This is a genomic window from Actinomycetospora succinea (genome assembly GCF_004363095.1).
GTDB lineage: Bacteria > Actinomycetota > Actinomycetes > Mycobacteriales > Pseudonocardiaceae > Actinomycetospora > Actinomycetospora succinea.
This window is the reverse complement of the sequence record NZ_SNYO01000016.1, coordinates 1-20569: the sequence shown is the minus strand read 5'-3', so window position 1 is coordinate 20569 and position 20569 is coordinate 1. Positions and strand designations below refer to the sequence as shown.

Here is a 20569-nt window from a genome sequence, read left to right as displayed (position 1 = left end):
GACGTCGGTGCGGGCGAGCTTGGTCGTCGTGCCCGGTGTCGGGCCTCATGCGGCGGGGGTGAAGCAGGATCGCGCCCGGTCCCCGGAGCCGCCGTCGGGGAGACGGTCCGTCCGGCCGCGGCTCATCCGCCACGGATGACGACGTACCTCCGTCCGCGACGCGACGGTGACCCGGTCGGGCCGCCCGTGCCGACGGACAGGAGGCGTCGATGAGCCCCGACCGCTATGAACTCCGCATCGAGGGCCGCGTGTCCGAGGACGTCTCCGGGGACTTCGCGGAGTTCGAGGTCCGCGAGGCGCCCCCCGAGACCCTGATGTACGGCGAGATCGTCGACGACGCCCACCTGCACGGCGTCCTCGCCCGACTGCAGGACCTGGGGCTGCGCGTGACGTCGTTCCGCACCGTGCCCGCTCCGCGCGACGGGGACGGCCGGTGAGCGAACCGGTGCCGCGCCGCGTCCCGCTCTGGGATGTCGCGGCGATCACCGCCACGGTGCTCGTCGTCGGCCTCGTGGCCCTCGCCGTCTACGCGGCGCGCGGCGCCCTGATCCTCGTGTTCGTCGGCTTCTTCCTCGCGACCGGCCTCGAGCCCGCGATCCGCTGGTGCGTCGCGAAGGGCCTGCGCCGCGGCCTGGCGCTGGTGCTGGTCGTCCTGGCCCTGCTGCTGGTCGGCGCCGGTCTCGTCGCGGTGCTCGTCGTGCCGGCGGTGCGCGAGATCGGCGCCCTGTCCGCGCAGCTCCCCCAGCTGCTCGCGCAGCTCGGGCAACGCACCGGCGGATCCTTCGGGCAGGCGCTGAGCGACCCGGCGCACCACGACCAGCTCCAGCAGGCGCTCGGCAGCCTCGGGCCCGTGATCACCGGGGCGATCACGACGGTCTTCGGCGTGCTCGGGGTGGTGTTCGGCAGCGTGTTCTCGGCGCTCACCGTGCTCGTGCTGCTCGTCTACTTCACCCTCGCCATGCCCCGCATCCGCGCCGGGATCGACCGGATGCTCGTCCGGGAGGACCGCATCGCCACCGCCGACCAGGCCCTGGGCCGGATCGGCGGCTACGTGTCCGGCCAGTTGATCGTCTCCGCGATCGCCGGGGTCGCCTCGTTCCTGTTCTTCCTGGTCGCCGGGGTGCCCTACCCGGCGCTGCTCGGGATCGTCGTGGCGGTGCTCGACGCGATCCCCCAGATCGGGGCGACCCTCGCGTCGCTGGTCGGGATCCTCGCCGCCCTGTCCGTGAGTGTCGGGCTGGCCGTCGCCACGCTCGTGTTCTTCATGATCTACCAGGGCGTCGAGAACTACCTCATCGCGCCGCGGGTGTTCTCGAAGGCGATCGAGCTCTCCCCCGTGGCGGCGTTCGTGGCGGTGCTCGTGGGCGGCTTCTCCGGCGGGTTGCTCGGCGCCATCACCGCCCTCCCGCTGACCGCGGCGGGCAAGGTCGTCATCCGGCAGGCGATGGCGGAGCGCCGCGGCGATCACGAAGGAAGCTCGAACGACCCCGCTCCGGACACGGACGGTAGCCCGATCGTCTGAACGTGTACCGGATCTCGGGCCAATTCGAACAGATCCTCTTGGTCATCTCCATCGACCGCCGTACAAACGTCGGTAGGGCGGAGGGCGGTGGGACCTGTGCGTCAAGCGAAGATCACTGCCCCGCGCCCACCGCCGCGTCTCGTCGACCGGCCGGACGTCCGGAAGATCCTCGACGACGACGCCGAGCCCGTCGAGCTCGGGCGCGTCGTGCTGGTCAGCGCGCCCGCGGGTCACGGCAAGACCGTCGCGATCGCCGACTGGTGCGATGCCACCCCCGAGCTGCCGACCGCCTGGGTGACGCTCGACCCGTCCGACCGCGACGAGGCGCCCTGGTGGTCGTCGGTGCTGGCCGCGCTCGGGGCCAGCACCGCAGTGCCCGCCGACAACCCGCTGCGGCGGCTGCGTCCGAGCTGGACGGCGACGACGTCGAGCACCGTGCGGAGCGCGTTCGTCAGCGCTGCGCTGGACGCGCTCGACGCCATCCCGGGACGCCTGCGCCTGGTGCTCGACGACGTCCACGAGATCGTCGGGCATCCGGCCCTCGACGGGCTGCGGGAGCTGCTGCGCCACCCGATGCCGCGCCTCACGATCGTCCTCGGCACACGCGTCGACCCGCCCGTCGGGCTCGACCGGCTGCTCCTGCAGGGCCGGCTCGGGCAGCTGCGCGTCGACCGGCTCGTGTTCTCGACGTGCGAGGCCGTGGCGCTGTTCCGCGAGGAAGGCCTGCCCCTCGACGACGACCAGGTCGCGACGCTCGTGGACCGCACCGAGGGCTGGGCGGCGGCGCTGCGCCTCGCCGCGCTGTCGGTGCGCCAGGCCGGTGACCCGGCGCGGTTCGTGGCCGAGTTCGCGGGCGACGACCGCTCCGTGGCCGACTACCTCTTCGGCGAGGTGTGGGACGCGCTCCCCCCGAGCGACCGCGAGGTGCTGCAGGTCGCGAGCGTGACGTCTCCCCTGCCGGTCGAGCTCGCCGCGGTCCTCGCCGGGCGCGACGACGTGGGCGCGGCGCTGGAGCGTCTCGAGGCGACCAGCGGCATGGTGGCGCCCACCGACCGTCACCGGGAGCACTACCGCCTGCACGAGCTCATGCGCTCGCATATCCGCGCCCGCCTACGTCGCCACCGGCCCGAGCACCTCGCCGAGCTCTACCGGCGCGCCGCGACCTGGTACGACGCGCGCGGCCAGCACCTCGAGGCGCTGCACTGCGCCAGCGAGGCCCACGACGTCGCCGTCACCCGGACGCTGCTGCGGGCCCGCGCGGTCGAGCTGATGGCGTGCGGGGAGTTCGCCGTCCTCGAGCGCTCGGAGGAGCTCACCCACGCCGGCGACGATCCCCACGTCGGGCTGCTGCTCGGGCTCGCGGCGCTGGAGCGCGGCGACGTCGAGCTCGGCCGCGCCCGGATCTCGGCCGCCGAGCAGGAGCTCCGCGACGACACGAGCACCACCCTCGGGGTGTTCCGCCGCGTCGTGGCCGTGCGGCTGCTCGACGCCGACGGGGACACGGCCCACGAGGTGGCCGAGTCCCTCGCGCCCGAGCTCGCCGAGGGCCGCCCCCTGCGCGCCGTCGCGTACCTCACGCGCGCGACCGGCCTGGTCACGGCCTCGCCCGACCGGACCCTCGCCGACCTCGACCGGGCGCGCGAGGAGATCGGCGAGCACGACTGGCCCTACCTGTGCGTGCAGGTCGAGAGCACCGCGGCGCTGGCGCACATGGTCGCGGGCCGACACCGCGAGAGCGCCCGGCACGCGCAGGCCGCGATCACCGAGGCGACGGCCCGCGGGTGGGGCGGGACGTCGTGGCTGCTGCGGGCGCGGGAGGCGCTCGCGCTGGCCCAGGTGATGGCCGGGCCGCCCGCGGACGCCGGCGAGTTCCCGCTGGTCCTGGCCGCCGTGGAGTGCGACACGGGCGCGCCGCTGCACGGCTGGCGGCGGTTGCGTCACGAGCGCCTCGTCGGCGCGCCCCGTCCGCCGTTCCGGATCGCCCTCGCCGCGGTGCTCGAGCACGAGGCGGCCTTGCAGGTCGGGCGGGTGCACGAGGCCGCGGAGGTCGTGCGCGCCACTCGCGACCGTCTCCCCGGCTCCGCCGAGACTCTGCTCTTGGAGGCGCGCCAGGAGTGGGCGGTGCGCCAGGACCCCGCTCGGGTGCGTGCGTTGCTGGCGCCGCTGCTGGCCGGCGAGGTGCCGGCGCTGACGGCGATCGGCGCCCTCGAGCCCCTCGTGCTCGACGCCGAGGTCGCCCTGGCCCGCGACGAGAACAGCACCGCGCACCACCGGCTCACCTGTGCGTTCGCCCTCGCCGACCGTCTCGGCGCGCAGCGGCCGCTCCTGGCGATGGCGCCGTCACTGCGGGCCTTCGTCGCCGCCCAGCACGAGTCGTTCCCGGGGCATCGGGAGGTGATCGACCGGGTGCTCGCGACAGCTTCGGCCGAGTCGGTGCGACTGCTGACGGAACGGGAGCGCGCCGTCCTCGAGCGCCTGCCCACCATGCGCAGCGCCTCGGAGATCGCCGACGACCTCGCGGTCTCGATCAACACCGTGAAGACCCACCAGCGCGCGATCTACCACAAGCTCGGTGTCGACAACCGCCGCGAAGCCGTCACCCGGGCTCGTCAGGTCGGCCTCCTGGAGTCCGCCGAGCGGTGAGGTGTCCCCGCCGCAACCGCCTCGCACCCGGCTTGTAAGCTTGACGACGGCTCACCGGGGAGACCCGGAGGGTTGCCATGGTGGGTGTAGCTCAGTTGGCAGAGCACTGGGTTGTGATCCCAGGTGTCGCGGGTTCAAGTCCCGTCACTCACCCGGAGGGCAGCGGGGTGACCCGCTGTCAGATCGGTCTCGAAGCTTTGCTAGGGTTCCGATCACGCGCCGTTAGCTCAATGGGCAGAGCAAGTGACTCTTAATCACTGGGTTCGGGGTTCGAGTCCCTGACGGCGCACTTTTCCGCTGGCCACAGCTCTACGGAGCGACTTTCGATCTGACTGAAGATCTCACGGCGGGCTCGCCGCCCCACGACCGCCAAACTCGCCGCGAATCCTCGGCTGCGCGAGTGCGTGATCGAACGGCTCGCCGGAGAGATCATCGCCCCAGACGCGCGCACCGGCTGCCGGTCGACTCCCCGACAATGAGTCGATGCGGGTCTCTCACGAGGCGGATATGCCAGTCGATCTACGTGCAGGGACGAGGCGCGCTGCGCCGCGAGCTGGCCGCCTGTCCACGCACCGGACGGGTGCTGCGGGTGCCCCGGGCCCGGGTGCGCCGGCAATCTCCCGTACAGCGCGTGGGTCATCGCGACTCGATGCTGATCACACCCCGCGGGGCAGCCTCGTGTCGACAGCACCCCGTCCGAACGCGCGCCCGGCCGGTTGCGAACCCCGGGCATGAGCTCCTCACCCCCTCAAACCGAGGATCCGAGGCCGGAGGAGGGCCGGCGCCGCCTCCGCGTCGTCCTCGCCGCGGCGTCCGCCCTGCTCGTGATCGCCGTCCTCGCCATCGTCACCGTGACCTCCGGGTCGCCGTCCGATCCGGGCGTCCCAGCCGCGGGTCCGGCCGCCGCCGACCCGACGGCCCAGGCACGACGGGACGTGGCCCGCCGCGAGGACGGTGACCCGCTCGCGCTGGGACGGGTGGACGCGCCCGCCGTGATCGCCGAATGGGGCGACTTCCAGTGCCCGTTCTGCCGTCTGTTCGCGACGACCACCGAACCGGAGCTGATCCGTCAGTACGTCGACTCCGGGCAGGTCCGCATCGAATGGCACGACTACGCCTACCTGGGCCCGGAGTCGGTGCTCGAGGCCCGCGCCGCCCGCGCCGCCGGCCGGCAGGGCCGCTTCTGGGACTTCCACGGCGCGCTCTACCGCGACCAGGCACCCGAGAACCGCGGCGACGTCACCGACGCGTCCCTGAACGCGACCGCCGGGCGGCTCGGCCTCGACGTCCCCCGGTTCGCGCGCGACTACGCCGACCCGCAGATCGCGCGGGACGTCACGGCCGACCAGCAGCTCGGCGCCCGGCTCGGTGTCGGCGGCGTGCCCAGCTTCGTCATCGGCGACCAACTGATCTTCGGTGCGCAGCCTCGGGCCACCTTCCAGCAGGCGATCGACGCCGCGCTGGCGCGGGCCCGCTGACATGCTCGACATCGGCTACGCCGCGGCCTTCGCCGGCGGCGTGCTCGCCCTGCTCAGCCCCTGCAGCGCCCTGCTCCTGCCGTCGTTCTTCGCCTACGCCGTCGGCGGGCGCACCGAGCTGGTCGCCCGGACCGGGGTGTTCCTGCTCGGGCTGGTCGTGGTCCTCGTCCCCCTCGGCGCCGGATCGGGGGCTCTCGCCTCGCTGCTGACCGCGCACCGCGCGACCGTCGTGGTGACGGCGGGCGTCGTCATCGTCGCGCTCGGCGTCGTCCAGATCCTCGGCGGCGGGTGGGCCCTCGCCCCGGCCACCCGCCTGCAGGCCCGGATGGCGCAGCGCGGGACCTGGCTGGCGACGCTCGGTCTCGGCGCCGCCTACGGCCTGGCGGGCTTCTGCTCCGGGCCCATCCTCGGCGCGGTGCTGACCGTCGCCGCCGCCGGCGGGCAGGCCCTGCGCGGGGCGGCCCTGCTCGCCGTCTACGCCGCCGGGATGGCCCTGCCGCTGTTCGTGCTCGCCGCGCTGTGGCAACGCTTCGACCTCGGTCGCCGTCGATGGCTGCGCGGGCGCGCCTACCGGCTCGGGCCGCTGCACCTGCACACCACGTCCACGATCTCCGGGCTGCTCTTCGTCGCCATCGGCGTGCTGTTCGTGCTCGTCGACGGCACCGCCGGACTCGTCGGCACCGACCCGTCGACCGCCGCCGGCGTCGAGAACGCCGTCGTGTCGATCGCCGGCGACGTCCCCGACCTCGCCCTGCTCGGCCTCGCCGCCGCGGCAGTCGTCGCGACGGTCACGTGGACCCTCACCCGCCGGCGGGCCCCGAGCCGCCGATCTCCCGACACGCCACAGCACGACCGGCAAGGCTCGTGACCTGATCCGGCCAGGTGTCACTCGGCCACCATCTGCCGCTGACACCGCTGCCGGCGTCAGAGCCGATGGTGGTCGTCCGGTTCGGAGACGGGATACGGCGCCGTGGCCGCCGCATCGAAGCGCTCTCCGAGAAAGACAGAAACAACGGCAACGAGAATCAACCAGAGAACCGGTGCCCCGGTACCCGCCTGGAGAACGAACAGACCCGTCGCCATCAGCACCAGGCAGGCCGGCTCGCCGTCGGGCACTCCCCCACGTCGTGTACCTGCTCGACGTGAAGGGCAGGTGAAGTTCCAGTTGGATTCCGGTCGGTGCCGAACCGAACTCGGACAGTGAACGGAGACCGGGACGAAGACGGCGTTCGACATCGAGTCGGGGGCCATTCTCACAGAAGAGAGGTTCCTGTTCATGCGAGCTCCGCGAAGGATTGCCGGATTGCTGGTCTCGGGAGCCGCCGCACTGGCGTTGACCGGGCTCGGCGCGGGCGCGGCCTTGGCAGCCGAACCGATCGCCACCATTCCCGACCTGACCGGCCAGTCGACCTCGGTCCGACTGGACTCCGGTTTCACCGACGCGCTGCAGTCGCTCGAGGTGACCCCCGGCACCGTCGGCGACGCCACCATCTCCGACGGCAGCGCCCGGTTCCCGATCACCGGCGGCAACGTCACCGTCTACGAGCCCGGTGCTGTCGACCCCTACGTTCAGGGCCGCATCGAGCACGAGGGCAGCGGGCTGAGCCTGACCAAGGGCGACACCGAGGTCGAGCTCACCGACTTCGTGGTCGACCCGGGCAACCCGGCCACCCTCTCGGGCAAGGTCACCGCCAACGGCGAGACCGTCGCCGAGTCGACCGTCCTGTTCGACCTCGACGGCTCCACCCTGCAGCCGATCCAGACCGACATGGACGCCGGCACGGCCACCCTGACCGGCACGACCGTGCGGCTCAACGACGGTGCGGCGTCGGCGCTGAACCAGGCCTTCTCCACCGACGCGATCCAGGGAGGGCTGACCATCGGCATCGCCACGATCGTGGTCAACCTGCCCGGGCAGATGCCCGACATGCCGCAGGGCGGCGTTGAGACCGGCGGCGGCTCCACCGCCGGCGGCCCGGACACCGCACTGATCGCGGCCGGCGGGCTGGCCCTGCTGGCCGCCGGCGGCACGGTGCTGGCGGCCCGACGTCGCGGAGCAGCCCGGCGCTGACCTGTCACGACCTGTCGGCCGTCCCACCCGGTGTTCGTGCGGGGTGGGGCGGCCGCGTCTCTCGGGAAGGAACCACGGTGCGTCGACGCCCGCTGCTGACCGCCCTCGCGGTCGCCCTCGCCGGTCTCGGCTTGGTGCTCGCGGCCGTCGGGCTCGTCGCGCCGTCCGGCCCGCCGGCGACGGAGAACGCCACCGCCGTCTCGGCCGGTCCCGGCCCGGCGCCCGGGACCGCGGAGGGCGCCACGCCCTCCCCGGACCTGCGCCAGCGCCCCGCGTCCGGGGCCGCGCCCATCTCCCTCGACATCCCGGCCATCGGGGTCTCCACCCCGGTCAACGATGTCGGCCTGAACCCCGACGGCACCCTGGAGGTCCCGGCGCCGGGGCCGCAGTACGACCAGGCGGCCTGGTACCGCGGCTCCCCCACCCCCGGCCGCGTCGGCCCCTCGGTGATCATCGGTCACGTCGACTCCGCAGCCGACGGGCCCTCGGTGTTCTACGACCTCGGCCGCCTGCGTCCCGGCGACCGGGTCACCGTGACGGTCGCGGACCGCTCCGTGCGTGCCTTCGAGGTCGGCAGCGTCCGCCGCGTCCCCAAGGACGCCTTCCCGCGCCTCGAGGTCTACGGCGACACCGCCGGGCCTGAGCTCCGTCTGATCACGTGCAGCGGCCCCTTCGACGCCGCCGAGCGCTCCTACGAGGACAACACCGTCGTCTTCGCCCGGCTCGTGCCCTGACCCGTGCGCGCCCGCGCGACGGGAACGACGAACGGCGGCAGCGCGGGTCGATCCACCTCCGAGTGGCCGAACGAAGGTGCCCGTGTGACCGCCACCTCACTGCTCCGTCCGGCAGAGCACGCGGGGAGCGGGAACGAGAGGGTCCCGTCCCCGCGCGCACGCAGGCGCGACCACCTGCGTCGGCTCCTCCTCGGTGTCACTCTCGTCGTCGGTCTCGCCGCGACCGTGGTCGCGGGACTCGTCGCCATCGCTCCGGTCGAGGCCACCACCTCCACGATCACCTGGCCGCGGGCAGGAGAGGAGCCCGCGCCGACGACAGCCTTCCTCGTCCCCTACCGGCCGGCGCAGTTGCAGGCCACCGTCCCCTGCACCGCGCTGCAGGGGGCGTCGCGGGCCTCCGCCGAGACCACAGTGCTCGCGACCACGACCACCGGGGCCTCCTCCGGGCTCGCGATCCGCATCGTGGAGGGCACTCCACGGCTGCTGGCGGGGGGCCGGGCCGAGGCGCTCGCGCTGCCCGGGGGCGACTGCACGCTGCGGGTCGACGCGGACGCCGCCGGGTTACGGGCCTCCTTCGACGATCGTACGGTCATCGACCTGCCCGGTGACCCGGTCCCGGAAGTCTTCGCGATCACCACCGACCTGCGCGGCGATGCCGCGGGAGGCCTCTCCTTCCGCGCCCGCACACCGTCGTGGTTCGACAACGCCCGAACCCCGGAGAAGTCGACCCTGCTCGGACTCCAGCTCGGGCTCGCCGGACTCGCTCTGACCCTCCTCGCCCTTCTCGGCGTCGTCGACCGCTCCGGTCCGGTCCGCGACGACGCCCGAGGCGCCACCGTGCCGGGGCCGGGCCGCACCCTGCGACGGCGACTCGACGTGCTACGCCGACCCCGCACCTGGGCGCTCGCCGCGCTCGACGTCGGCGTGGTCGTCGCCGTCTCCTGGTGGTCGGTGGTGGGCCCGTTGACCGACGACGACGGATTCGCCGGGCTCATCGCGCGCGCGGCCGCCGACGGGGGGCCGGTCGGCAACTACGTGCGGTGGTTCGACGCGTCCGAGGCCCCGTTCGCGACGAGCCAGTTGCTGGTGAGCCTGGTCGTGGACCGTGGCGTCGACGCGCTCACCCTGCGGCTGCCGAGCGTGGTCGCCGGCATCGCGCTGTGGTTCCTCGTGACCCGCGGGGTGCTCCCGGCCCTCGGGCGACGAGCCGGAGCCGGCATCGGCGTCCGGCTCCTGACCATGGTGGCGCTCGGTGCCTGGTGGCTACCCTACGACCTCGGCACGCGCCCGGAGTCGTTCGTGGCCACGGGGGTGACGGCGGTCCTCGTGCTGGTCCTGCGGGCCGTGCACGCCGACACCCGCCACCCGCTGCCGTGGCTGGGGATCGCCGCCGGCGTCGCCGCGCTGACGGTGACCGTCGCGCCCTCGGGACTGCTCGGACTGGCGCCGTTCCTGCTCACCCTGCCGCGCCTGGGGCAGCTGGTCCGCGGCGAGCACGCGGGTTCGGCGGCCGCCGGGCGCGTCGCGGCGGTCCTCGTCGCGCTCGCCGGGATCGCCGCCGTCGCGGTGGTCGTCGTCTTCGCCCGCCAGTCGTGGCACGGGCTGCTCGTCGCGACCTCGATCCACCAGCAGTTCGGCCCGAGCCAGCCCTGGTACGCCGAGTGGCTGCGCTACAGCTATCTGCTCGGTCAGGACAGCTGGGGGTCGGCGACCAAGAGACTGCCGGTCCTGCTGCTGGTCGTGACGACCCCGGCCTCGATAGCGCTCCTGGCACGCCGCGGGCGGGCCGCCCTGGGCCCCCGCGCGAGCGAACCGGTCCTGTTGCTGCTCGGACCCGTCGGCCTCGCGCTGCTCGCGGTGACGCCGTCGAAGTGGTCGCACCACTTCGGCGCGCTCGCCGGCTTCGGGGCGGTCTCCCTGGTCGCCGTGGTCGTCGCGTTCGCACGACTCGGGGCGGGACCGGAGCCGGGCAGGGCCCTGCGCGCTACGGGGGCCGGGACGGCGCTGGGCGTGGTCGCCGCGGCGACCGCGGCCTTCTCGGGACCGAACGCCTGGTGGGGATACTCGAACGCGCACGTGCCGTGGGCGACGACGCCGGTGACGCCCTTCGACTCGCCGGTGCTCTGGCTCGTCGCCGGAGCGGTCGCCACGTCGGCGGTGAGCGCCGGGGTCATCACCCGGCGCCGACGGGCCGCGGGAGCGCCGAGCCGGCTCGCCGTCGCCTCCGCGGTCGGCCCCGCGGCACTCGCGGTGTTGGCCGCCGCCACCTCCGTCGCCGTCCTCGCCGGTTCCTTCGCCGTGGCCGCGACGCCACCGCCGGGTGGCTGGTCGCTCGGCGCCGCGAACCTGGCCTCGGCACGCGACCCGGAGGCCGGTGCCGCGTGCGCCCTGCAGGACCGCGTCCAGGTGCTCACCACGGCGAACGGCGGGCCGCTGCTGCCGCAGAGCGGGTCCGATCGGGCCGATCTCGACGGCTTCGTGGCCGGGGGCGGATGGGGCGACCCGCTGCCCGCGCGGCCGGGCCAGGACGACGAGGGCACCCGGGACGACACCTTCGCCTGGGGATCGAAGGATGTCGGACCGACCGGCGTCGGGACCCTCACCAGCCCATGGTTCGCCCTCCCGACGCCCCGCGCCGGGCAGGAACTGGCCCTGTCGGTCGCCGGCCGTACCGAGAACGGGGCCTCGATCATGCTCGAGTACGGTCGCTCAGGACCGGACACGGTCACGCCCCAGGGCACACGCCGTCTGCTCGAGGCACCGGCTCCCGAGCGCGGATACCGCGGCTTCGCTCCCGACCCTCAGGGGGCCGAGCTGCAGGACCGCTTCCGCGACGTGTCCACGTGGCGGACCCTCACCGTGTCCTCGGACGCGATCCCCGCCCGCACCGACCGCGTTCGGGTCGTCGCGCGCGACGATCGCACCGACGAGCGTGGCTGGGTCGCGGTCACCGGTCCGCGGATTGTGGACCTCACGCCGATCACCGCGTACCTGGCGGCCCGCGGACGCGTCCTGGTCGATTGGACGCTCGCCCTGGCGTGGCCGTGCCTGAGGGACCTCGCCACCGTGGGCCGGGGGCTCGCGACGACACCCGGCGCGCTGATCCTCGCTCCGCGAGGACCCACCGACCCGGTCGGCGGCCGCATCCTCGACGACGGCATCCCCGGCGACATCGTCCCGGAAGTGTGGACCGGCGGCGGTGCCGGCCTCTCGACGGGGACCGACGTCGGAGGGAGCTTCGCCGGAGCATTGGAGGCAGGCGACCTCGAGGAGGTCGACACCCGCCTCGCCGGAGAACCCGGCCGTGCGTGGGGCCGCCTGCTCGTAGCCGACGACGACCTCGCGCGGGACGCCTACGACGTGCGGTCCGTCACCACCCGCATCGCGGGCACCGACGGCGATCCCCCTCCCGTGCGCGAGCCTCGGACCGTCTTCGCGCCCTGATCGCGACTCGGCCGCGGTTCCGCGCCGTCGCCTCGACAGGGCGAGCCCGCCCTTGGCCTGCTCGATGGCGACCCTGCTGTTCAACGCCCCCTGCGGCTGCATCCGACATCACGCGGTCGCGACAACTCGTGCGTTCCGGGGGTACTCCGTGCGATGGTCGTCCGCATCGTCGGTGTCGCGGCTGCGCACGCGCGCGTCATCGCCTTCTGCGCAAGCAGGTCGGCTGGCGTGAAGGGGGGCGACATGCCAGGTAACCACGATCCGATCGACGTTGCTCTCGGCGTGCTCATGGAGCGGTACCGCCAGGATGTCGAGCTGGCTTCGACGATGTTGGTGGCGATGGCACGGGACAGCGACCGAGGGGTCCGAGACTTCGCCGAGACGTTGGTGGCAGGGCCACGCGAGGAGCACCTCAGCGCCGCTTCACACACGGTGAGGCGCGCGGTCTCGTTCATCGACGCCAACGCCCGGAGCGTGATCGGCATCGAGGAGATCGCCGCAGCTGCTCACATCGGCGTTCGTGGGCTGCAGCAGTCGTTCCGCAAACAACGACAGCAGACGCCGTTGGGCTATCTGCGCCAGGTCCGCCTGGAGGGCGCCCGTCGCGACCTCTCCGCCGGTCACCGAGGCAACCGGGTCACGGTGAGCGACATCGCCAGCCGATGGCACTTCGCCAACACCGGGCGGTTCGCCGGCGAGTACAGGCGTGTCTTCGGGTGCTCTCCGAGCCAGACCCTGCACGCCTCGAATGGTCCAGACGTTCCCGATCCACGCGACGTGCTCGACCGTGCGGTCGATGCCGTACGTCGATCGGAGTCGTTCCAGCATCGGTCCATCGAGGTCTCGATCCAGGCATTGATCGCCACAGCACGCGCTCAACGGCTGCCGATCTCGACCGCAGTCGAGGAACGTCTGCACCTGCTCGTCGCCCAGGAACTCGCCGCCGACCGCTCTCGAGGGCAGAGCTCTGTGCCACCTCGGACGGCCAGCGGCCTGCGCCCTTGCTGAGCCCAGCGTTGACACGCTGGCCCGACTCGTGCTTCAGGGGGCGTTGCGGAGGGCCGGCCCCGTCCCGCGCACCCTCCATGCCTTCCGCGTCGGGGCCGTCGCTCGTGGCTGGTAGTGACCTGGTGGCATCGCCCGGCCGGCGGCGACGACGGGGCTCCGTCGGCGACATGACCAGGGACCGCGCCCCTACCCTCCTGCTCTCGCGGGCGTGCACCGCGGCATCGTGGCCGGAACGAGCCAGCTCGTGCGATGCTCCGGCGCCGACAACGGCTCGAGGCGATGATCGAGGTCCGGCTAGTGGCGTAGGAGAGTCGCGTGGTACCGAGCGTTGATGACCACCGGGTCACGACGGCACCGTGCGATCCGATCTCCGATCCGTCACGCATGCGCGCGCTGGCTCGCTCCGGCCTGAACGAGGCACCTGACCCCGTCCTCGACGGGATCGCCGAGCGCGTCCGACGCTGGTTGGACGTGCCGGTGGCCCTCGTCTCGCTCGTGCAGTCCGACCAGCAGGTCTTTCCCGGCCAGGCCGGTCTTCCGGAGCCGTGGGCCGAGCGCCGCCGCACACCGCTGAGCCACTCGTTCTGCCAGCACGTGATCGCGACGTCGCAACCGCTCATCGTCAGCGACTCCCGCGAGGACCCGAGGGTGCGCGACAACCTCGCGATCCGCGACCTGTCGGTGATCGCCTACGCCGGAATGCCCCTCACCGACGCCGCCGGTCACGTCCTCGGTTCGCTGTGCGCGATCGACCAGCACCCGCGGGCCTGGACACCGCGGGACCTCGAACTCCTGCGCGGCCTGGCCGAGGGATGCTCGGCCGAACTGCGACTGCGCCTGGCGCGGGTGGACGCCGAGGAGGAACGCCGTCGCCGCGACAGCGTCGAACGGGACCTCTCCACCTCGTATCGACGCAGCCAGTCCCTTCTGGCTGCCTCTCAAGCCTTCAGCGACGTCTCGGACCTCGCCGGACTCCGCGCGCGCCTCGCCGACTTGATCACGCCGACGCTGCGCCCCTCGTCGGTCGCACTCGCGCTCCAGGACGAGGGCGGCGGCGTCTACCGGCTCCACGACGGCCGACCCACCACCCCGCCCGACGGCGCCGTCCTTCCCTGGACGGAACCGAGCGCGGCGGCGACGACCGCCCCGCATGACGCCGTCGTCGACATCGGCTCGGGAGGTCAGACCGACGGCGCCTTCCCCACGGGCGTCGGCTCCTGGCTCGCGGTCCTCGACGCGCACACGGCTCTGGTGGTGCGGCTCACCGGACGCGTGAGCGACCTCGGCCTGATGGTGCTGGGCTGGCCTGTCGACCCTCACCTCTCGGATGCGGACCGCCTCTTCGCGGCCACCGTGGCGGGTTACGTCGCTCAGGTCGTGCCCCGGGTGCGGTTCGTCGAGGGACGGGTCCTCGTCGCCCACGAGATGCAGGCCGCGATGCTGGCGCCGCTGCCCGCGGTCTCGGGTGTCGAGATCGCGGCCCGCTACCAGCCTGCCGATGACCGCGAGGACGTCGGCGGCGACTGGTACGACGCCTCCCTGCTTCCCGGAGCCACGGGGGAGTCGCCGCCGATCGTGGCGGCGTCCGTGGGCGACGTCGTCGGACATACCCTCGACTCCGCAGTGCGGATGGGTCAGATGCGCTCCATGCTGCGCCAGGCGGCCTGGGACGTGGCCGGCCCGCCCTCCCGGGCCCTGGCCGCGGTCGAACGGGCCAATGCCGGCGACGGCCTCGGACTCGTCGGGACCGCGGTCCTCGTGCACCTGCGCCGTCGGACCCACGGCGGTTGGTCGATGACCTGGACCAACGCGGGGCATCCCCCACCGCTGATCGTCGCCCCGGACGGGTCCACTGCACTGCTCGAGGGTGTCGACCCGCTCTTCGGGTTCCCCGTCGCGGTCCGCCGGCCACGGATCGATCATGAGGTCGTCCTCGACGACGGGTGCACCGTGTTCCTGCACACCGACGGCCTGATCGAGCGGCCCGGCGGTGACCTCGACGAGGCAACCGCCCGCCTGCGCGACACGCTGACCCGCCACGCAGCCCTGTCACCGCAAGACCTGGTGGACACCGTCGTCTCTGAGCTCGCGCCCGGCGCCGACGACGACGTCGTCGCGCTGGCGATCCGGCTCGAGCCTGCGCCACGCGCCAACCACGGCGAGAACGAGAGCGTCAGGACAGACGGGCCGAGCGGGCGTCGTCGAGGCGGATGAGCAGGTCGGCGGGCAGGGTGGGCAGGTCGAGTGCCTGGCGCAGCCGCGGGATGGCGTGGCTGTCGATACGCCGTCGTAGCGCGGTGATGTCCGCGGCGTCCTCGGTGCCGACCACCAGGTGCAGGAACGGGCGGGTCGCGGTTCCGGAGAGTCGGGCCGATGCGCGGTGCACCCCCGGGTAGGTCCCGACCTCGTCGACCAGAGGGTCCACCGCGATCTGCGCGTCCAGCCGGGTGGTCCCGGTGGCTCGGTCGTTCTCGAGTCGCCACGTTCCGGAGGAGGGCTTGCGGATGGTCTGGGCGACGAGCCACCGCACGCAGAGCAGCCCGACCGCCACGGCGACGACGATCGTCACGTAGGCCACCCACGTCGGCGGGGCCGGCGATGCCGCGGTGAGCGGTGAGCCGGGTTCGGGGCTGGTCACGCCGAGGCCGGCGAGGACCCCGAACCCGAGCAGCAGCGTGAACGCTGCCGCGGCGAGCAACACGATCGCGATCAGTAGGAGCAGGCTGCGGTTGAGCCGGGCGGGCCGGTTGGGACTGGCCATCACGGCCTCCTGTCCGGGATGAGGTTCATGGGTCGGCTCTCAGCCCGTGTCGGCGCGGCGAGCCTTGACGCGGACTTTCGGTCGGGGAGCGGGACCGACCTCGATCAGGCGGTACTCGAGGCGTCCACGGACCGTGTCGGGGACCGCGGTGGGGTCGGCCGCGGCGACGGTGATGGTTGCGGTGACCCGGCTGCGGCGGGCGCTGACCGTTGCCCTGGCGACGCCGGGTACACCTTCGGCGGTCGTGGTGAGGTCCTTGCTCAGGCTGGTGCGGCGTACGCCGGCGTCAGCGCCGGGCGCGCCGTCGGCATCGGTCATCCGCACCAGGGGCATCACGGTCGGCTTGCCCGGGCGGATCGCGGCCAGGAGAAGGACCAGCCCGAGGACCGCGAGCACGATCGCGACGGCGATCGTGGCACCACTGTTCCAACGCTGCCCCGCGGTCACCTCGAGCACCTGGGAGAACCTGATGAGCGGGGCCTGGCCGAGAAGGGCCTGCACGCAGCAGACGACGACGAGCACGCAGACCGCGAGTACGACCAGCGCGACGATCGTGGCCGGAGTGCTGCGGCGAGGGCGGCGGATCATGCGACCACCCGCTTCGCGCTCGTCCTCGTGGCCGTCAGGGCGGCGACGGTGATGTCGACCCGGGTCACGGTGAGCTCGGTGAGCTCCTGGAGACGGTCCCGGACGTGCGCCCGGACGGCTTCGGTGGTGGCGCGCACCGAGGCCGGATAGGCGACGGCCAGGCGGATCTCGAGCGACGTGAGCTGCCCGGAGACCTTCGCCGACACCCGCGGACGACCGTCTCCGTCCTCGTGGCCGGTCGGCACCCCGAGCACCCGGCGGGTGGCGCCCCCGACGTGCTCGACCTCCGAGGCCGCAGCCGTGGCGACCTTCTCCACCACGACGTCGTGAATGGTCAGCGACCCGCGCTCGGCGGCATCGTCGGTGCTCCTGTCGTCGGTTTCCTCCGGGGCGGCGTGGCGTCCGGTCGTCGGCGAGGGGGTGTTGACGGTGGTGGCGACCAGGCGTTTTTCCAGGGCCTGGGAGGGGTGCGCTCCGGGTTCATGGCCGACGCCGGTGTCTGGTGTGGTCATCGCCGGCCCTCAGAGCCGGGTCTTCGACCGGCCGCGACCGGTCAGGCCGTCGACGTCGAGCTGCCCGTCGAGGAATCGCCCGACCACGAACCCGAGCAGGCCCAGGACGAGCACGACCAGGAACGCGTTGACGCCACCGAAGGCAGCGGCGAGACCGAGGGTGAGACCGACCAGCAGGCCGAGAACAGTGTTGGACACGAGGGAGCTCCAGAGGAGATCGGCGCCGCGGGCGTCCGGTGGGACCGGCGGCGGAGTGGGAGACGGCGAGGGGTCAGCCGGCGTCGAGGTCGTCGACGCCGAGCTGCACCGGCAGGCCCGGCGCCAGGGGCGCGACCGCGGCGCGGACCTCGGCCTCGATGCGCCGCAGCGGCGCGGGCCGGGCCACGATGCGAACCGTGACCTCGGCGTCGGTGATCTGGACCCCGGTGACACGGCGCCCGGGCAGGTAGGTGCCCACGGTCCCGAACGGGCCGCCGGACAGGCCCGCCACGCTCGGGCAGGCCAGCACCGCGGCGGCGACCGGCTCGGCGAGCGCGTCGACGTCCCGTGCGACCGGCGCCGCGAGCGGACCAGCCGGATCGAACCGTGGCAGGCCGCTCGCCGTCGGCTCCGTTCCCGGTGCGCCGGTGATACCGGCCGGCATCGGCCCGGGACCGGTGGAGGCCGGCCCCGGGTCCTGCGGGGTGGTCACTGGACCCGGTTGGTCGAGCGCGCCGGCCCCTGGTCCTGCGAGTCGTCGTCCGAGTCGTCGTCGCTGGGCAGGTGCAGGTCGACGACGTTCACGTTGACCTCGACGACCTGCAGGCCGGTCATCTGTTCGACCGCGCCGATCACGTTGCGGCGGATCGCGCGGGACAGGTCGGCGATCGCGACCCCGTACTCCACCACGATGATCAGATCGACCGCGGCCTGGCGCTCGCCGACCTCGACCGACACGCCCTGGCTCGAGGACGTCCGGCCACCGGGCAGGCGCTCGGTGATCGCCCCGAACGCCCGCGACGCGCCGCCGCCGAACCCGTGGACACCGGGGATCTCGCGGGCAGCCAGGCCGGCGACCTTGGCCACCACCGGGTCGGCGATGGTCGTCCTGCCGAACTCGGTGTCGAGACCGCCGGCACGGGCGGGCGTCGAGGACATCGCCGAGCCGACGCCCGTGGCGGGGCCGTTCGGGGCGGCATTCGTGGTGGTCGCGGTGGGACCGGTGGACGTAGCGGGCGTGGTCATGGCAGACGGCTCCTAGAGCTAGGGAAGATCGATCGGGGACCCGGCGTCGAGCTGGCGCGAACACGCAGGGGCTGGGCGCGCTCGGTGGGTCTCAGAACGTTGGACGCGGTCCACCGGGATTCGTCACGGCCATGGCCTTGTGTGCTGGGTCACAGAGAGGGGCGCTAGGCGAGGACGTCGTCGACGAGCACGTCCACCGCGGTGGGCGCCCGACCCGTCAGCTGCCGCACCTCGTCGACGACCCGGACTCGGATGCGTTCGGCCAGCGCATACAGGTCCTGGCCATAGTCCGCCGCGATCGCGACCTCCAGCACCGTGCGCTCGTCCTGCGAGCCGTCGGGAGCCGGAGAGCCGACCTGGGGGGGAGCCGCCGAAGATGTAGCGGACGGCGCAGCGACAAGGTGACCCAGGGCGACCCGAACACCGTCGACCTGCTCGGCGGCCAGACGGGCCGACCGGATCACCACCCGCGCGGCGATCCACGACTCCCCTGCCGGTCCGGTCCGACCGTCCGGCAGGTCCGCCATCCGGAACCTCGCCGCCTGCGGCTGGTCTCCGGCCATCTCCCGCACCCACGCGAGCGCGCGCGCCACCACGGCCTGCGGTGCGCGGACCGGCTCCCGGGCCAGCCCGTCGACCGGCGACCACAGCTCGCGGCAACGCCTGAGCTCGGCCTGGCAGTGGGGACAGGCCGCCTGGTGCTCGGTGAGCTCGCTGCCCCGGCCCTCGCACACCTGGGTCAGCAGGCTCGCCGAATCTGTTCCACACGGCAGCGTGTCCGCCCGCTCGGGATCGGCCGCTCGAGGCCGGGCATCGTCGGTCATGCCCACTCCTCCATCGCCTGTGCGAGTCGCTCACGCGCCCGGGCCAGACGGCCCCGCACGGTGGTCTCCGGAAGGCGCAGGATCACCGCGACCTCCCGGTAGCTCAGTCCCTCGAGCTGGCAGAGCACGAAGACGCTGCGCTGATCGTCCGGCAGGCCGGCGACCGCATGGGCGGCCACCGCGAGCTCAGCCTGATCCTGCACCTGCCGGCCCGCGGCCGGTGTTGTGGGATGGCCCGCCTCGCTCGGTCCGGGAACCGTCTCGGTACGGCGAACGCTGCGGGCCCGGCTCAGACATCGGTTCACCACGACGCGGTGCAGCCAGGTCGTGAACGCGCTGGTGCCCGCGAATCCGGCCAGTCCGGTCCACAGCTGGATCAGGACATCCTGCATGACGTCCTCGGCGTCGTGACGGTTGCCGAGCACCCGTAGTGCGATCCGGAAGATTCGATCCTGGTGCCGCGTGATCAGCACCTCGAACGCCTCGGCGCTCCCTGCGCGGGCCTGCCGGACCAGCCAGCCGTCCTCGGCGTCCCGCGTCGCGCGCAGGGCAGCGCCGTCGCCGCCGACACCGGTATCGAGCGCCCGGCGGTGACGCCGGGTTTCCTCGCCGTTAGGAACCGGACACACGGCTCCGTCCAGGTCGCTCGGCTTCCGGGACCGCCTTCTCACGGCTGCCCTGACCTCAGACCTGATCGTCTGACGAGATCGGGCGCCGATGCGGAATCACAGCCCGGCATCGCGCAACCGGGTTCTGCGCTGCCTCATGGCTGGTGCGCTTCGTGATGATTCGGCCGCGGGCGCGGGGTAGGAATGTTGTCCGCCTCACCGATGGTGTCGGCGACCAGCCACGCGGCGACGTCACGCAGCTTCACGTTCGTGGTCTGCGACGAGTTTCTCAATCTCTCGAAGGCTTCCTCGTCGTTCAGGCCGAACCGCTCGATGAGGATGCCTTTGGCTCGGGCGATGACGTCACGGGACTCTAGCGCCTCAGCGAAGTCGGCCATGCGTTGGGCGGCGTGCACCGCGAGCGCGGCGTGGGATGCCATCAGCGACGCGGTGGCGAGGCAGGAGGCGTCGAACGCTCCGGGCTGGGTGGCGTAGAGGTTCAATGTGCCCGCCGCGCTGTGGTGGCGGGCGACGAGCCGAACCGAGCACATCGCTGCCACCCGATGCTCGAGCGCAACCGGCGCGAACCGCGGCCAGCGGTCGACCCCGGCAACGGCCATGTCGTTGACGATCGCCGGGGACTGCTCGCGGATGCAGTCGTAGCACGGTCCCTCGCTCAAGGTGCCCTGCAGCGCGTCGAGGGCGGCCACGTTGTCGTCGCTGGAGGCGTACGAGGTCACGCTGCCATCCCGCGTCACCAGTGAGACGCCGGCTCCCTGCACGGCGGGAAGGCTGTCGACGGCATGGGCGACCACCAGCCCAAGGGTGCGCTCGAGCTCGTCGTGCTCGTCGTGCCTCTCGTGGTTGAGGAGCGCGCGAGCAAAGGCCTCGAGGACGTCGACATCGGCGACTGACCGATCGCCCGTGTGATCGCGCGAGGGGTCGTGAGAAGTCATCGTCGGCGGCTCTCCCTTCGATCCCGGCCAGGTCGGTGTAGCTGGTCGAAACACCGATGGGCGAGCGGGGTCCGGGCCCGTCAACGGAGCAGCCGACCCCAACCTAATGGGGCTACACCGGCGTGGTCGTGGTCCAGACTCCGGTGTCCGAGCCGCCGGCCGGTGAGCACTGTCCGAACCGGATCCCAGATGGTTG

At 73.1% G+C, this 20569-nt stretch carries 20 protein-coding genes and 2 tRNA genes; 12 read left to right on the top strand and 10 right to left on the bottom strand.

Going from position 1 to position 20569, the window contains the following annotated elements; translation table 11 throughout:
• The first annotated feature begins 209 nt into the window (after positions 1–209).
• From EV188_RS30605 to EV188_RS30575, 7 genes are all read left to right on the top strand, one after another.
• Positions 210–437 carry a hypothetical protein gene (locus EV188_RS30605; RefSeq protein ID WP_133830134.1) on the top strand — a complete coding sequence of 76 codons (228 nt, stop codon included), beginning with the start codon at positions 210–212 and terminating at the stop codon, positions 435–437.
• Complete coding sequence (locus tag EV188_RS30600) at positions 434–1522, top strand: AI-2E family transporter (protein ID WP_133830133.1); 1089 nt, start codon at positions 434–436, stop codon at positions 1520–1522. Before EV188_RS30605 ends, EV188_RS30600 begins: the two co-directional genes overlap by 4 nt.
• 96 nt (positions 1523–1618) lie before the next feature.
• Positions 1619–4165: a winged helix-turn-helix domain-containing protein gene (locus tag EV188_RS30595; RefSeq protein ID WP_133830132.1), complete on the top strand. Its 2547-nt coding sequence runs from the start codon at positions 1619–1621 to the stop codon at positions 4163–4165.
• 80 nt (positions 4166–4245) lie between these two features.
• Positions 4246–4318: transfer RNA gene (locus EV188_RS30590), tRNA-His, on the top strand.
• Between the two features lie 63 nt (positions 4319–4381).
• A tRNA-Lys gene (locus EV188_RS30585) sits at positions 4382–4454 on the top strand.
• Positions 4455–4896: 442 nt separating this feature from the next.
• Positions 4897–5643 carry a DsbA family protein gene (locus EV188_RS30580; protein ID WP_133830131.1) on the top strand — a complete coding sequence of 249 codons (747 nt, stop codon included), beginning with the start codon at positions 4897–4899 and terminating at the stop codon, positions 5641–5643.
• A 1-nt stretch (position 5644) separates the two neighbouring features.
• Positions 5645–6511: a cytochrome c biogenesis CcdA family protein gene (locus tag EV188_RS30575; RefSeq protein WP_133830130.1), complete on the top strand. Its 867-nt coding sequence runs from the start codon at positions 5645–5647 to the stop codon at positions 6509–6511.
• Between the two features lie 56 nt (positions 6512–6567).
• Here the strand turns inward: EV188_RS30575 and EV188_RS30570 are convergent, their stop codons facing one another.
• Complete coding sequence (locus EV188_RS30570) at positions 6568–6759, bottom strand: hypothetical protein (RefSeq protein ID WP_133830129.1); 192 nt, start codon at positions 6757–6759, stop codon at positions 6568–6570.
• A gap of 187 nt (positions 6760–6946) precedes the next feature.
• On the opposite strand from EV188_RS30570, the gene EV188_RS30565 reads away from it, so the two are divergent.
• From EV188_RS30565 to EV188_RS30545, 5 genes are all read left to right on the top strand, one after another.
• Positions 6947–7714: a hypothetical protein gene (locus tag EV188_RS30565; protein ID WP_243742121.1), complete on the top strand. Its 768-nt coding sequence runs from the start codon at positions 6947–6949 to the stop codon at positions 7712–7714.
• A gap of 77 nt (positions 7715–7791) precedes the next feature.
• Positions 7792–8448 carry a class F sortase gene (locus tag EV188_RS30560; RefSeq protein WP_133830127.1) on the top strand — a complete coding sequence of 219 codons (657 nt, stop codon included), beginning with the start codon at positions 7792–7794 and terminating at the stop codon, positions 8446–8448.
• 225 nt (positions 8449–8673) lie between these two features.
• Complete coding sequence (locus EV188_RS30555) at positions 8674–11892, top strand: arabinosyltransferase domain-containing protein (RefSeq protein WP_166660182.1); 3219 nt, start codon at positions 8674–8676, stop codon at positions 11890–11892.
• Between the two features lie 153 nt (positions 11893–12045).
• The gene (locus tag EV188_RS30550) at positions 12046–12900 is read left to right on the top strand and encodes a helix-turn-helix domain-containing protein (RefSeq protein WP_133830125.1); all 855 of its coding nucleotides are present in this window, start codon (positions 12046–12048) and stop codon (positions 12898–12900) included.
• Positions 12901–13284: 384 nt separating this feature from the next.
• Complete coding sequence (locus tag EV188_RS30545; protein WP_133830124.1) at positions 13285–15114, top strand: GAF domain-containing SpoIIE family protein phosphatase; 1830 nt, start codon at positions 13285–13287, stop codon at positions 15112–15114.
• Here the strand turns inward: EV188_RS30545 and EV188_RS30540 are convergent.
• The 9 genes from EV188_RS30540 to EV188_RS30500 all read right to left on the bottom strand — a co-directional run bounded on the left by EV188_RS30540 (position 15074) and on the right by EV188_RS30500 (position 20373).
• Complete coding sequence (locus tag EV188_RS30540; RefSeq protein ID WP_133830123.1) at positions 15074–15661, bottom strand: alkaline shock response membrane anchor protein AmaP; 588 nt, start codon at positions 15659–15661, stop codon at positions 15074–15076. The two genes, EV188_RS30545 and EV188_RS30540, sit on opposite strands and share 41 nt — an antisense overlap.
• Before the next feature lie 39 nt (positions 15662–15700).
• Entirely contained in the window at positions 15701–16183 is a 483-nt protein-coding gene (locus EV188_RS30535; RefSeq protein WP_133830122.1) for a DUF6286 domain-containing protein, read from the bottom strand.
• A 62-nt stretch (positions 16184–16245) separates the two neighbouring features.
• Positions 16246–16761: an Asp23/Gls24 family envelope stress response protein gene (locus EV188_RS30530; RefSeq protein ID WP_133830121.1), complete on the bottom strand. Its 516-nt coding sequence runs from the start codon at positions 16759–16761 to the stop codon at positions 16246–16248.
• Between the two features lie 9 nt (positions 16762–16770).
• Complete coding sequence (locus EV188_RS30525) at positions 16771–16959, bottom strand: hypothetical protein (RefSeq protein WP_133830120.1); 189 nt, start codon at positions 16957–16959, stop codon at positions 16771–16773.
• A 73-nt stretch (positions 16960–17032) separates the two neighbouring features.
• A complete protein-coding gene (locus tag EV188_RS30520; protein ID WP_243742120.1) occupies positions 17033–17452 on the bottom strand; it encodes a hypothetical protein in 420 nt (139 codons plus the stop codon).
• A complete protein-coding gene (locus tag EV188_RS30515) occupies positions 17449–17985 on the bottom strand; it encodes an Asp23/Gls24 family envelope stress response protein (protein WP_133830119.1) in 537 nt (178 codons plus the stop codon). Before EV188_RS30515 ends, EV188_RS30520 begins: the two co-directional genes overlap by 4 nt.
• A 164-nt stretch (positions 17986–18149) precedes the next feature.
• Positions 18150–18809: an Asp23/Gls24 family envelope stress response protein gene (locus EV188_RS30510; RefSeq protein ID WP_243742129.1), complete on the bottom strand. Its 660-nt coding sequence runs from the start codon at positions 18807–18809 to the stop codon at positions 18150–18152.
• Positions 18806–19438, bottom strand: a complete 633-nt coding sequence (locus EV188_RS30505; protein WP_243742119.1) for an RNA polymerase sigma factor — start codon at positions 19436–19438, stop codon at positions 18806–18808. The genes EV188_RS30510 and EV188_RS30505 overlap by 4 nt, the downstream gene beginning before the upstream one ends.
• 134 nt (positions 19439–19572) lie before the next feature.
• Entirely contained in the window at positions 19573–20373 is an 801-nt protein-coding gene (locus EV188_RS30500; RefSeq protein WP_133830117.1) for a GAF and ANTAR domain-containing protein, read from the bottom strand.
• Positions 20374–20569 lie beyond the last annotated feature (196 nt).